Origin of the sequence: Colwellia marinimaniae (assembly GCF_002207865.1) — a bacterium.
Classification (GTDB): Bacteria; Pseudomonadota; Gammaproteobacteria; order Enterobacterales; family Alteromonadaceae; genus Colwellia; species Colwellia marinimaniae.
In genome coordinates, this window is record NZ_BDQM01000008.1 from 130,834 (window position 1) to 144,244 (window position 13,411).

Sequence of the window (13,411 nt, forward strand, 5' to 3'; positions counted from 1 at the left end):
CTTTATCTGAAAATTTAATAGAAATTGTTATTCATTCGAAAAGTTTGAGACTATTTAGAGTGAATAAGTAGCATGTGTTATTGTTTTAGCATGTGTTATTGTTTTATTTTGGGTTGCTTTAATAAGCGAGTGTCCTAGATATTAGTAAAAGGCACAAAAGTATTCTTTTCCATAAATAACAGGGACAGTCGCTCAAAGTTGAATAATGTCAGCGCCTCAACTAAGGTTAATAAATAACCTTTATGCGAGAGGCGTTGACATGACAACCGCTAGAAAGCAATTAATTAGCTTAGAAGACACCCCTTATTATCATTGTATTTCTCGTTGTGTTCGCCGAGCCTTTTTATGCGGCGAAGATAAAAATACCGGAAAAAACTTTGACCATAGGCGAGGGTGGGTAGAAGATAAGCTGCTTAGCCTAAGTTGTGTGTTTGCTATTGACGTGTGTGCATACGCTATCAACTAAAATTCTATTCGATCTATCCACGTTATAGACTCTAAATAATCAAGCATACCGTCTGACAGAGGGTTACCTTTAAGATTTAAAAGTTCAAGCAGAACATTATTTTCAAGATTTAGAGATACTATTTTATTTTCAACAAGAACAAGAGATCTTAGATCTATAAACGTAGAGGTATCAAGGCTAACAATGTCACTATAATTTATTCCTAAGTGCTGTATTTTAGTACTCCCTATATCAAGTGATTGTATAGTTGAGTAATTTATTTGAAGACTAGTTAATTCTAAATTATTCGACAAATCAAGGTGTTCTATTCCAACAAAAAACATTTCTAAGCTCTCTAATGCTGTAGCTCCAGTCAAATTGATATTTAACTGTGTGTTTTTGTATAGAGCGTCACCAACTATATAAGCTTCCTTTAATAGCTGCTGATTACCTAGGTTAAGATTCATTATTGTAACTTTTGACAAGTTTAACTTTTCTAGTTTAGGGCTATTGGATAAGTCTAACTCAGTTAAGTACGTATTCCCCCATATTTCAAATGAATTAAGTTCGCTATTCTGGCTTAAATCAATACTCTCCAACGAACAATTGTCACATCGAAATGCTTTAAGGGCGGGAAAATTACTGCCATCAAAATGAATAGGGGATTTCATATAATACAGGCTTAAATTTGATAAGTTTTCAAAAAGATTCATTTCGTCAAGTGCGGTTTGGTCAAATGCTTCTTCTGAAACATCGCTACAAGATAGGGTTTCGACATCTGATATAGATTCGTAGCCAAACCTTTCTGCACTTGTACTTAAGCAAGTCGACAATGCTATTGATGTTAAGTTTAGAGTTTCCAGCTCACTCTTATCGTCATTACTTACACCACAAGCGGTTAACATTAACGATAAAGAGATATAAATATATTTTTTCATAATAAGTCCATTTTAAAATTAAAAGAGATCAACAACTTATTGAAGATTCCAATCCTTATTTTCTTGTTTTGTAATTAGAACATCGCCATTTATCTTGTTAGATATGGGTGGCTAAAATTCCTTCAGACAAAACATTACGATCTTGATAAATTGAAGTCAATAAAATAACAGGGACAGTCGCTCAAAGTTGAATAATGTCAGCGCCTCAACTAAGGTTAATAAATAACCTTTATGCGAGAGGCGTTGACATGACAACCGCTAGAAAGCAATTAATTAGCTTAGAAGACACCCCTTATTATCATTGTATTTCTCGTTGTGTTCGCCGAGCCTTTTTATGCGGCGAAGATAAAAATACCGGAAAAAACTTTGACCATAGGCGAGGGTGGGTAGAAGATAAGCTGCTTAGCCTAAGTTGTGTGTTTGCTATTGACGTGTGTGCTTACGCTATCATGAGCAACCACACACATTTGGTGCTTTTTGTTGACGAAGCTACCGCGAAATCATGGTCAACACGTGAAGTAATTGTGCGCTGGCATCAGCTATTTAAAGGCACATTAATTACACGACAATATGGTCGAGGTGAAGACATCCCCGAGTACCAAATGGCTTCTTTACTCGAAACGGTTGAAGTCTATCGCCATCGCTTGATGGATATTAGTTGGTTTATGCGCCTACTCAATCAAAGTATTGCCATACAAGCCAACCTTGAAGATAACTGCACCGGTCACTTTTGGGAAGGTCGGTTCAAATCACAAGCCTTATTAGATGAAGCTGCACTAGCCGCTTGTATGGCGTATGTTGATTTAAATCCAGTAAGAGCCAATAGTGCTAAAACGCCTGAAAGCTCAGCATACACCAGCGTAAAACAACGGGTACTATCAGCAAAAAAAGGGCAGCAACCTATAAGGCTACTGCCTTTTGTCGGTAATCCACGAAAAACCATGCCAATAGGTTTACCATTTGAATTAACAGACTATCTTGAATTAATTGAACTAACAGGGCGTTGCCTTCGTGAAGATAAAGCAGGGTATATTGAAGAAAATCAACCAGCCCTGCTAAGTCTGCTTAATATAAGCCCTGAAAACTGGCTGACGCTAAGCAAAGGTTTTAGAAAACTCTTTCATGGGGCTGTGGGGCACAGTGAGGTATTGGCAGAGTACTGTGAGCATAAGGGATTAAAGCGGCGAACCAATGTAAGTTGCTGCAATAAACTCTTTGCTTAATGGCTAAACACTCATCACCTCCCTTTATTGTACCGACACATCAAGCCTGGTGTTTTTCCATGTCTAAAAAACTAATTCTGGTGTTTATCTGAAAATTTAGTAGAGATTGTTATTCATTTGAAAAGTTTGAGGCTATTTTGAGTGAATAAGTAGCATGTGTTATTGTTTTATTTTGGGTTACTTTATAAGCGAGTGTCCTAGATATTCTTGTTCCATGTCTAAAAAAACCAATTCTCGACTTTATCTAAAAATTTAATAGAGATTGTTATTCATTTGAAAGGTTTGAGGCTATTTTGAGTGAATAAGTAGTATGTGTTATTATTTTATTTTTGGTTGCTTTATAAGCGAGTGTCCTAGATATTTCCACCAGCACTGCTAAGTCGGCTTAATATAAGCCCTGAAAACTGGCTGACGCTAAGCAAAGGATTTAGAAGACTGTTTCATGGGGCTGTGGGGCACAGTGAGGTATTGACAGAGTACTGTGAGCATAAGGGATTAAAGCGGCGAACCAATGTAAGTTGCTGCAATAAACTCTTTGCTTAATGGCTAAACACTCATCACCTCCCTTTATTGTACCGACACATCAAGCCTGGTGTTTTTCCATGTCTAAAAAACTAATTCTGGTGTTTATCTGAAAATTTAGTAGAGATTGTTATTCATTTGAAAAGTTTGAGGCTATTTTGAGTGAATAAGTAGCATGTGTTATTGTTTTATTTTGGGTTGGTTTATAAGCGAGTGTCCTAGATATTTCTTCTAGATATTTCTTTTTACTATGGTTAAATAACAACCAAGGGAATAGGTTTTATTATGACCCAGTCACGCAGTAAGCAAGTGTCTTTACAAGATATCCGTTATTATCACTGAATTTCACGTTGTGTTCGCCGTGCCGACCTTTGCGGTGAAGATGCTTACAAAGAGTAACATCCAAAACATTATCGAGTTTATTAAAATAAAAAATCCGGCAGCTAGCCGGATTTTTATGTACAGGATGTACGGTATTAAGCAATTGCAGGACGCACATTTGCGATAGTTTTACATTTTTGCTAAGTTTTTACGTATTCAAGTATTACTCAACAATGTCCATTTCTTCAATTAAGTTAGTGGCGCCATCTACGTGCTCCATAACCCAAAGCATGTAACGAACATCAACGTGAATTGAACGATTTAACTTAGTATCGTAATCCCAATCACCAATAATACTTTCATAAACACCGTCAAACACTAAACCAACAAATTCAGCTTTGTCGTTAAGCGTAGGTGAGCCTGAGTTACCACCAGTAATATCTAGGGTACCTAAATAGTTAACAGGAACTGAGCCAAGCGATTTTTTCGCGTACTCGCCGTATTGTTTGTTATTGATCAAATCTAATTGCTTTTGCGGCGCATCAAAAGGTGCCACACCAGTATCTTTAGCCACAATACCTTCAAGGGTGGTAAAAGGCGTAGCCGTTAAACCATCTTGTGGCGAGTAACCTTTAACATTACCGTAAGTGATACGTAAAGTGCTATTAGCATCGGCATATACAGGTAAATCGTTATCGTTGAAGTAAGCAATAAGCGCTGCCATGTACTTAGGACGTAACGCTTGAATATTACCCGCTAACTCTTTTGACTTATCTTCAATGGCTTTACGTTCTTTAAAGCTAGTAACCGCTAATTGAATAAAGGGGTCTTTAGAATTGTTAAAATCGGCTACCGATTTAGTCATCCAGGCTAAACGTTGTTCTTCTGAATTAAGCTGGGTATTTTTGTACATTTTACTTAACTGTTTACGTAGCTTCTGTTCATTAAAGTTTTTAGCTGTAGCATTTGTTAAAGCAAAGAACTTATCAAATGACTGCAAACGATCGGCTTTAGGTAAAGCAACGTAGTGTCTTAACATAGCGACAAGGATTTCTTGATCAATTTTCTCATCATAACGACGATCAACTGACTTCATGCCTTGTTCAAAACGGGCGATATCACGTTCTTGATAACCACGTTCACGCTCAAGGTTTGGCTTGGTGTTTTCAATGGCTAAACGGTGTAAGCTTTTAGCAGTAGATAACATTTTACTGTAACGCATATAGCTTAAGATTAAGTCGCGGGCTTGTTGCTTATCATCCATTTTAACTAACTGGTCTAAACCAGATAATGCTTTACCGTATTGTGCTTGACGCTTAGTACTGAGGTATAACCATTTAGTTAAGTTGCTTTCAAGTTCTTGCTTACGTTGTAAAAACGAGCCTTTGTTGTAACTGTGGATCATTGAACCATAGTTTTTAGCATAGTTAGCAAGGCCTGCTAAGGTGCTTTCATACTTAATACGTGCTGCACTGCCTTCTGCTGAATGAGTATGGATTAAATCAATAATCTCTTCGCGGTAAGCTTTAGCTTGTGGGTAGGTCCAAGTGAACGTGTTTTCAACTTCATAAGCAGTGCGGTAGCGGTTCGTTCTACCTGGGTAGCCAAGAACCATGATGTAATCACCATCATTAACACTGCTTTTATTTACTTTTAAGTGATGTTTAGGCTTATAAGGTACATTGTCCTTGCTGAAATCAGCAGGTTGACCGTCTTTACCTACATAAGCGCGGTAAAAACCGTAATCACCAGTGTGACGTGGCCACATCCAGTTATCAACATCGCCGCCGTATTTACCAATACTGCTCGCTGGTGCGTGTACTAAGCGAACATCACGTATAGTCAGCTGTTTAAATAAGTAATATTCTAAACCGCCGTGGAAGTTAACCACACTACAACGGTATCTATCATCATTTTCACATTCAGCCACTAATTTTTTTGAATTAGTATCAATGGTTTTATAACGATCGCTACCCGACATTTTTTCGGTAACGCCTGATTTTATTAGTTTAGTTACTTCGGTAATTTCTTCTGTGACATATATGCGACTACCGGGTGTTGCCGGTAACTCTTCAGAGAAATTTTTAGCTAAAAAGCCATTTTTTAGTAAGTTGTTTTCTGCGGTTGAGTTGTATTGCACTGAGCCGTAAACACAGTGGTGGTTAGTGGCAACTAAGCCCTGATCAGATACAAATGACGCGGTACAACCACCAAGACTAACAATAGCGCCCATAGGGAAACCGGTTAGGTCGGTTAAATCATTGGGGTTTAATTTTAACCCAGCTTTAGTTAATTCTTTGGCGATTGTTGGTAATTGGTTTGGTTGCCACATACCTTCATCGGCGAATGTGGTCATGCTGCTAAGCGCTAACATAGGCAGCATTACTTTTAAGGTAAGTAGCTGTTTAATTTTTTTCATAAGTTCCCTAACAAAATTTTTTAGTTGTTTTTTAATAACTCGCCTTTGACGAAGTTACTATTTATACCAAACAAAGCAATAAAGTTATTCGATTGGCATTATTAACACTGGCCAATTTTGCGCTAGTACAGTAGCCGAGTCAAAAAAACAGTCCGAAAATTGCAAAAATCTGTGTAAAGAGCTTCTAAATAGTCTACTTAGCTTAAAAAACCGTAATTTTCTGGGTAATTTGTAACAAAGTGTAGACATAATCACAATCATAGTTATAATGCGAACCATTATCATTTGTAATTCAATTTTTAAGGGTTAGGGTAAACATGAAATTTAGTACTTTTTCAAAAATATCAGCAGCACTCATTGTTGCTTTAAGCTTAACTGCTTGTGTCGAAGACGGCGATGACGGTATAGCTGGTGTTATAGGTGCAGACGGTATGGCCGGCAAAAATGGTGTCAGTACTTTTGTTACCCGTACCGATGTTATTAAAACCAATGCCAATATTGCTTATGCGGCTTATGCAGATTCATTAATTAGTGCTACCACATTAAAAACAGTGTTAGAAACATTTGTTGCTGAGCCGACTGAAGTTACTTTCGCCTTAGCAAAAAAAGCTTGGTTAGATTCACGCGAACCCTACGGACAAACCGAAGTTTATCGTTTCCGTCAAGGCCCTATTGATGAACTAAAAGCTGATGGCACGCTAGGTAAAGATGACGCTGGTGAAGGCCCTGAAGGTTTAATTAATGCGTGGCCATTAGGTGAAGCTATTATTGATTATGTTGAAGCTGTTGATGGTTTATCTGGTCCTGAAAGCCCAGCCAATGCCATAGGTATGGGCGGTATTATTGCGGCTAAGAAAGATGATGGCACATTTAAGTATGCAACTATTGATGCAACTACACTATCAAATCTTTTTGAGCATGGTGAAGATGGTCGTAACGTAACTACTGGTTACCACGCTATTGAGTTTTTACTTTGGGGACAAGATTTAAACGAAGAAGCGGCGCAGTCAGACTCAAAGGTGCATGATAATACCCCTGGTCAACGTCCATTCTCAGACTTTAATACCTCTGGCAGTTGTACTTCAGGTAAAGATGTACCAGTTGCAGATGAAATCTGTACTCGTCGTGGTCAATACTTGGTGACTACTGCTGAATTACTTATTAAAGAATTAACACGGGTAACTGAGCAATGGGAGCCAGTTTCTGGCGCACATTACAAAACATTTGTTGCTGGTGGTGATGTTTCTCTAGCTAAAATTCTTGAAGGCATGGGTCGCTTAAGTTTTGGTGAATTAGCCGGTGAACGTATTAATGTTGCTTTGATTGAAAACTCTCAAGAAGATGAACATTCTTGTTTTAGTGATAACACCCACAGAGATATCTTCTTAAATGCTAAAGGTGTACAAAATAGCTTTAATGCTAAGTATGTGCGTATCGATGGTGAGGTAATTGAAGGTGCTTCAATTTATGACTTACTCGTAGTTGAAGGGCATCATGAATTAGCGAATAAGCTTCGTGGTGCATTAGAAGCGACTATGTCAGCTGCCGCGGTTATTGATACCAAAGCGAAAACAGGTACGCCATTTGATGTCTTGATGCAAGAAGGTATTGCTCAACCAAATATTAAAGCAGTAATTGATGCACTAGTTGCACAAACTGATGATATTGAAGCGGTAATTGATGCACTTGGTGTAACTACAAATGACCTTCGAGATGATACCGAGCAAAAGATCTAAAGCTTAATTGATTTAGCAAATATTTTGTTTGTCGGTAATGGGCTCTGGTTGAGCCCATTACAGTATAAAAAGATATCACCATCCACATAAATGAGTATTCGTTTATGTGGATTCATTCGTTTAAAGCCAAGCATGTATATACCCAAACAACCTCAAGAAGCAGGATTAAGCTGGAAGTAGCTTGGGTGTAAATTGAGAGCACAATAATGCATAAAAGCGCAGTCGTTATTTTCCTAAGTCTATTTTTACTCAGTTCCGTTTTATCAGGTTGTGGTGGCTCTGATGCAGTAGAAACAGTCACGCCAACGCCACCTACTCCAACAGAGCCCGTACTTGACCACAGTGGTTTGACACCATTTAATATCGACGTTATTGATAAGTCTGAATACTTATCTGGTGGCGAAGCGACAACTTTTGTCAGTAATAAAAATGCTTTTAGCAGAAAGCCAGCCGCGATTATTGGTGACTTTCAATTAGACGGATTTTTTACTCAAGGTGATCACCTCTTTCGTACCCCTGATGATGACATTGGGCCTATTTTAAGTACAGGTAGTTGTCAAGGTTGTCATTTAAATGATGGTCGTGGCGTAGTCCCCGGAACACCTACTACACCGATGAGCAGTATGTTGGTTAAATTAGCCAATGGTAAAGGTGAAGCTGATCCCATTTATGGCGATCAAATTCAACCGTTTTCCATCCATGGTTTTATCGATGGTAATGCATTAAGCGCAGGTTTTTCTAAACATGATGGTTCTGTCAGCGGTGTCCAGCTTTATGGTGAAGCCTTTCCCTTTATCGTTTTTGAAACAATCACTGGTTCATATCCAGATGGTAGTGCTTATGCATTACGTAACCCAGTTTATAAAGTGCGTGATTTAAGTTACGGCGCTTTTATGGAAGATATACGTTTTTCTGCGCGTGTAGCTCCGCAAGCATTTGGTGTTGGTTTACTTGATGCTATTCCACAAGAAAATTTACTTGCCCTTGTGGATGAAAACGATGCTAATGGTGATGGCATTTCTGGTCGCGCTTCTATGGTGACTAATGTTTTCGCGACTAAAGGTAATGATGAAAAGGTCATTGGCCGTTTTGCCTACAAAGCGCAAAACCCGACAGTGTTACAACAAGTCGCCGGCGCTTATAACGGTGATATGGGGGTTTCTACTAGTATCATTGCTAGTGAGCCGTGTTTAGACACACAACTTGCTTGTTTGCTTGCCGCTGAACAAGAAAATAAAACCGGTGATGAGGTTGATTTGGGTGATCATTCACTTGCCTTAGTTGAATTCTACAACCGTGTTTTAGCCGTTCCTGCCCGCCGTGGTTATGATAAAGATAGCGATATTTGGACTGAGGAAGTGACTGCTGGCCGCAAACTGTTTTTACAAGCAAATTGTAGTGGCTGTCATACGCCGCGTCATGTTACTGGTGATGCTAAAGGCAGCGAATTAGGAGAGTTAAGCTTAGGAGGCTTAACCGCTAATACCGATAGTCAGCATGCTCAAAGTATTGCGGTACTGTCAAATCAGACCATTTACCCTTATACCGATTTATTACTGCATGACATGGGTGGCAGCTGTGTCGTAACTCGCGAAACAACGGATGGTTTATCTTGTTCAACAGGCGCAGAGTGTTTATATGTGCAGCGCTGTGAGGGTTTAGCAGATGGCGTTATTCAAGGCGATGCCAGCGGCACTGAATGGAAAACGCCGGCGTTATGGGGTTTAGGTTTAGTGCAAACGGTAAATAAAGATGCAAGTTTTTTACATGATGGCCGTGCGCGCACTATTGAAGAAGCGGTGTTATGGCATGACGGTGAAGCAAAAGACTCTAAAGAAACCTTTATGAATTACAGCAAAGCTGAGCGTGAACAGCTACTCGCTTTTCTTCAATCGTTATAAAGGCGGCACTGTAGTTTGAATAAGATACAGAATAAAAAATATCTGGCTGTTAGCTTTTTGTTTATTAGTTTGTTGGCCAGCTTATCTGCTTGTGATAGCAGTGGCAGCGAATCAGCAGGGCTTCAGTTGCAAAATAGGCCAGTAGAGGTACCTGCCTTTGATCTCAGCGAGCAGCAACCCGCTGGTGGCATTACCCATAAACGTTTGTATGCCAGTTACCTTTATCCGGGTGAAAAGCTTAGTAGTAAACAAAAACTCGATTTCTGGACTGGCTTTTCTTTTTTCCGTGACCCTTGGGTGGCAGCGCCCAGTGCTACGGCTAATCGTGATGGTTTAGGACCATTATTTAATACTCGCTCTTGTATTGCTTGTCATACTGCTGGCTCACGCGCCAAAATCGATGAAGAAGGTCATATTTTACCTTTGTCATTAGTGGTGCGTTTAGGCAGTAAAGATGCAAGCATAACTACGGTTGATCCTATCTATGGTGGTCAAATTCAACCTCGGGCAATCAGCTACCGTTTGACAGATGCAGCGCTAGTAAAAAAATCACCTTACACCAACAACGTTGGTGAAGCTTGGTTAGATAAACGTTATGACAAAATACCGGGCAGCTTTGTTGATGGTGAGTCTTATGAATTACTTAAACCGAGTTATCAACTAACAAAGTTAGCTTATGGCGAGCTTGCTGCGCATATCGGTTTGTCGGTTAGGCTGGCGCCTAATATTTTTGGCATGGGTTTACTCAATGCCATTAACACTGCCGATCTACTTAGCCAAGAAGATATCAATGATAGTGATGGCAATGGTATTTCGGCAAAATATAACCGTGTGCCAAATGTTATCACTGGCACCATAGAAGTGGGGCGTTTTGGTTTTAAAGCCAAGCAACCTAATTTGCATCAGCAAGTTGCCGCCGCCTTTCGCGATGACATAGGTATTACTAATAGTAGCTTCCCCGATGAAAGCTGTACTAATACGCAAATGGCTTGTAATCATGCTGCTGAGTATGGCGGCCATAGTTTAGCTGATTTAGAAATACCGGATAATCGCCTCGACTATACCGTCACCTTTAATGAATTACTCGGTGTGCCTCCTGCTAGAAATCTAAAAAGTCAAACAGTGCAAGCAGGTAGAAAACTATTCTATCAACTGCAATGCCAGCAATGCCATAGACCAAGTTATGTCACCGATGCTGAATATCCAGTGCCCGCGCTCGCCAAGCAAACCATTTGGCCTTACACAGATTTAGCCCTACATGATATGGGTGAAGGTTTAGCTGACGGGGTTTATGAGTTTAATGCCAATGGTCGAGAGTGGCGCACCGCGCCCTTGTGGGGCATAGGCTTGCAGCAATATACAACCGGACAGCAGCGTTTTTTACATGATGGTAGAGCGCGCACGATTAGCGAAGCTATTTTATGGCATGGCGGTGAAGCAGAGCCTGCCAAACAAGCTTATGTCGCACTAAACAAACAACAACGAGATGCCTTAGTGAAATTTGTAAAGGCAATCTAGGACAATTCAATGGACGTTAACCAGACAATGATAAAAACTAATATGAAATTTTTAACGAAAACACCAACTCGACTACTCACTTGCTTGCTAGTTACGGCCGTATTAACCGCTTGTGGTGGCTCTGAAACAATAATAGATGCTATTGATCCTGAGCCGACAACACCAGGCACCACTATCGAAGATGAGTTTGGCTTGTGGCTAACTGATTTAGCCAATAATCATGTTTTGCCAAGTTATCAAAACTTGCAAGCTAGCTCAGCTTCGCTTAGCAGCCAAACTACTGAATTTTGTGCAAAAGCAAGCAATAACAATGACGATCTAGTAGTACTACAGCAATCATGGCGTGCAGTAGTAGCAAGTTGGCAAACCATTGCCTGGTTAAAAGTAGGCCCGATTATGAATGATAATCGCATTTTTAGACTGCATTACTGGCCAGATAGTAAAGACAATGTCGGTCGCGGTGTGACTAATTTACTTGCTAGTAGTGAAGATGTTAACGAAGCTTTTATTGCCAAGCAACGTGTTGGTAGCCAAGGTTTACCCGCACTAGAGCTGTTATTATTTCCCGAAGCTAATCAAGATAGCTTGCTTAACGCCAATGATAAAGACAAGCGTTGCCAGGTGTTAACGGCGATAAGCGCTAATGTTGCCACTATCAGTGAGGTAGTAAATAGTAAATGGCAAATAGCTGGCGGTAATTATCATGGACAACTTACTCAAGGTACAGGTGATTTTAGCAGTAAAAAGGATGCCGTTGAAGAGTTAGTGACTAACTGGCTTGAGCAAATTGAACGCGTTAAAGACGAAAAAATGTTAGTGCCTTTGTCGGTTGCCAGTCCAGGCATTCCAACCATTGCCGAGCATGTATTTAGTGATGAATCAGTTCGTAGTATTCAAAAAAATATTGCCACCTTCAAAGTTATCTATAGTGCCGGTGGCGGTCATGGTTTTGATAACATCTTAATTGATCATTTAAGCCAACAAAATATCGCTACTGAAATGTTAACAGCAATAGATAACGCCATCGTTTCAGCGGATGCATTAACGGGCAGTTATGAAGACTTATTAAAAACCGATGAAGGTCGTGCGCAAATAACCGCGGCTATTGATGCCTTGCGAGCGATTAGAGATGTGCTGACCGTCGACTTTGTCCAAGCCACTGATATTAATATTGGTTTTAATTCAAATGACGGCGATTAGAGGTAAAGAAATGACAAACTTAGTAGTAGAAAAATCACCTGTAGCGCTAGCACTGACTTTAGCTTTCACCTTAACATTAGCTAGTCAACATAGTGTTGCTGCAGACGAGCCAAGCCTAAATGGCGATGAGCAATCATCAATAGTGGCATCAGTTAAGTTATCAGCAGGCTCATCAATAAGCAGACCAACAAGCAAACAAGTAGAAGTTATCAGTATTTTTGGTAGTCATAACCAACTGCAAACGGCAACCGGCTCTGCCGTGGTCATCGGTGCAGCTCAGTTAGAATTATTTGAATTTGATGATATTCACCGAGTATTGCAAGGTGTGCCCGGTGTTTATATTCGCGAAGAAGACGGCTATGGTTTACGCCCTAATATTGGTCTGCGCGGCGCGACTTCAGAGCGCAGTAGTAAAATTGCTTTGATGGAAGATGGTATTTTAATTGCGCCAGCACCTTATGCGGCACCGGCTGCTTATTATTTTCCTATGATGTCACGCATGATACAGGTCGAAATTTTTAAAGGGCCATCGGCCATTCAATATGGACCTAATACGGTTGGTGGTGCCATTAATATGGTCTCCCGCGGTATTACTGAAAACTCAGTAGAGCAGGGTGGCGAAGGCATGTTTGACTTAGCATACGGTCAAGATAACTATCAAAAAGCCCATGGTTATTTTTCGACAAATATCGCCAGTGACAATGCCTTAACCGGTAAAGGGAAAATTGGCGTACTAGTTGAGGGTATTCATTTGGGCTCTGATGGTTTTAAAACATTGACCGATGGCCAAGGCAATTCACTCGATACTGGTTTTGAAAAAAACGAAGTAATAATGAAGCTTAACTATGTACCACTTTCATCGGGTAATGGCTCGGCTAGTAACCAGTTCTTCCAATTTAAAATGGGCTATGGTGAAGAAACTTCCAATGAAACTTACCTAGGCTTAACCGATGAAGATTTTGCTGCAAATGGCAAAGTACGTTATCTGGCCAGTCAAAAAGATAAAATGGATTGGGAACACTACCAATTTCAGTTGTCACATTATATTGAGTTAAGCGATGAGTTTAGCTTATTCAGTCAGGCCTATCATAGAGAGTTTGATCGTGATTGGGTGATCTTCCCCCGATAAAACGGACACATTTTTTTTCACGCTGCTATTGCTTCATATTCTATCGGTGAGCAATAATT

Annotated in this window: 8 protein-coding genes and 1 pseudogene; 7 read left to right on the forward strand and 2 right to left on the reverse strand. The window is 39.9% G+C overall.

The features are described from left to right. Positions 1-259: 259 nt before the first annotated feature. Positions 260-460 (forward strand): annotated as a pseudogene (locus tag MTCD1_RS07195) (transposase); the annotation flags it as partial. 2 nt (positions 461-462) lie between these two features. Here the strand turns inward: MTCD1_RS07195 and MTCD1_RS07200 are convergent. Continuing rightward, positions 463-1,383, reverse strand: coding sequence for a hypothetical protein (locus MTCD1_RS07200; RefSeq protein WP_057179627.1), 921 nt, complete (start codon positions 1,381-1,383; stop codon positions 463-465). 248 nt (positions 1,384-1,631) lie between these two features. On the opposite strand from MTCD1_RS07200, the gene MTCD1_RS07205 reads away from it, so the two are divergent. Then, the gene (locus MTCD1_RS07205; RefSeq protein WP_057179628.1) at positions 1,632-2,606 is read left to right on the forward strand and encodes a transposase; all 975 of its coding nucleotides are present in this window, start codon (positions 1,632-1,634) and stop codon (positions 2,604-2,606) included. A gap of 1,066 nt (positions 2,607-3,672) precedes the next feature. On the opposite strand, the gene MTCD1_RS07210 is transcribed toward MTCD1_RS07205, so the two are convergent. Then, the gene (locus MTCD1_RS07210; RefSeq protein ID WP_057179629.1) at positions 3,673-5,868 is read right to left on the reverse strand and encodes a S46 family peptidase; all 2,196 of its coding nucleotides are present in this window, start codon (positions 5,866-5,868) and stop codon (positions 3,673-3,675) included. Between the two features lie 317 nt (positions 5,869-6,185). On the opposite strand from MTCD1_RS07210, the gene MTCD1_RS07215 reads away from it, so the two are divergent. The 5 genes from MTCD1_RS07215 to MTCD1_RS07235 all read left to right on the forward strand — a co-directional run bounded on the left by MTCD1_RS07215 (position 6,186) and on the right by MTCD1_RS07235 (position 13,352). Next, positions 6,186-7,604, forward strand: coding sequence for an imelysin family protein (locus tag MTCD1_RS07215; RefSeq protein ID WP_057179630.1), 1,419 nt, complete (start codon positions 6,186-6,188; stop codon positions 7,602-7,604). 206 nt (positions 7,605-7,810) lie between these two features. Beyond that, positions 7,811-9,505, forward strand: a complete 1,695-nt coding sequence (locus MTCD1_RS07220; protein ID WP_057179631.1) for a di-heme oxidoreductase family protein — start codon at positions 7,811-7,813, stop codon at positions 9,503-9,505. A gap of 15 nt (positions 9,506-9,520) precedes the next feature. Beyond that, entirely contained in the window at positions 9,521-11,023 is a 1,503-nt protein-coding gene (locus MTCD1_RS07225) for a di-heme oxidoreductase family protein (RefSeq protein WP_231732954.1), read from the forward strand. 42 nt (positions 11,024-11,065) lie between these two features. After that, complete coding sequence (locus MTCD1_RS07230) at positions 11,066-12,223, forward strand: imelysin family protein (RefSeq protein WP_159459903.1); 1,158 nt, start codon at positions 11,066-11,068, stop codon at positions 12,221-12,223. Between the two features lie 10 nt (positions 12,224-12,233). Continuing rightward, the gene (locus MTCD1_RS07235; protein ID WP_082606405.1) at positions 12,234-13,352 is read left to right on the forward strand and encodes a TonB-dependent receptor plug domain-containing protein; all 1,119 of its coding nucleotides are present in this window, start codon (positions 12,234-12,236) and stop codon (positions 13,350-13,352) included. Positions 13,353-13,411 lie beyond the last annotated feature (59 nt).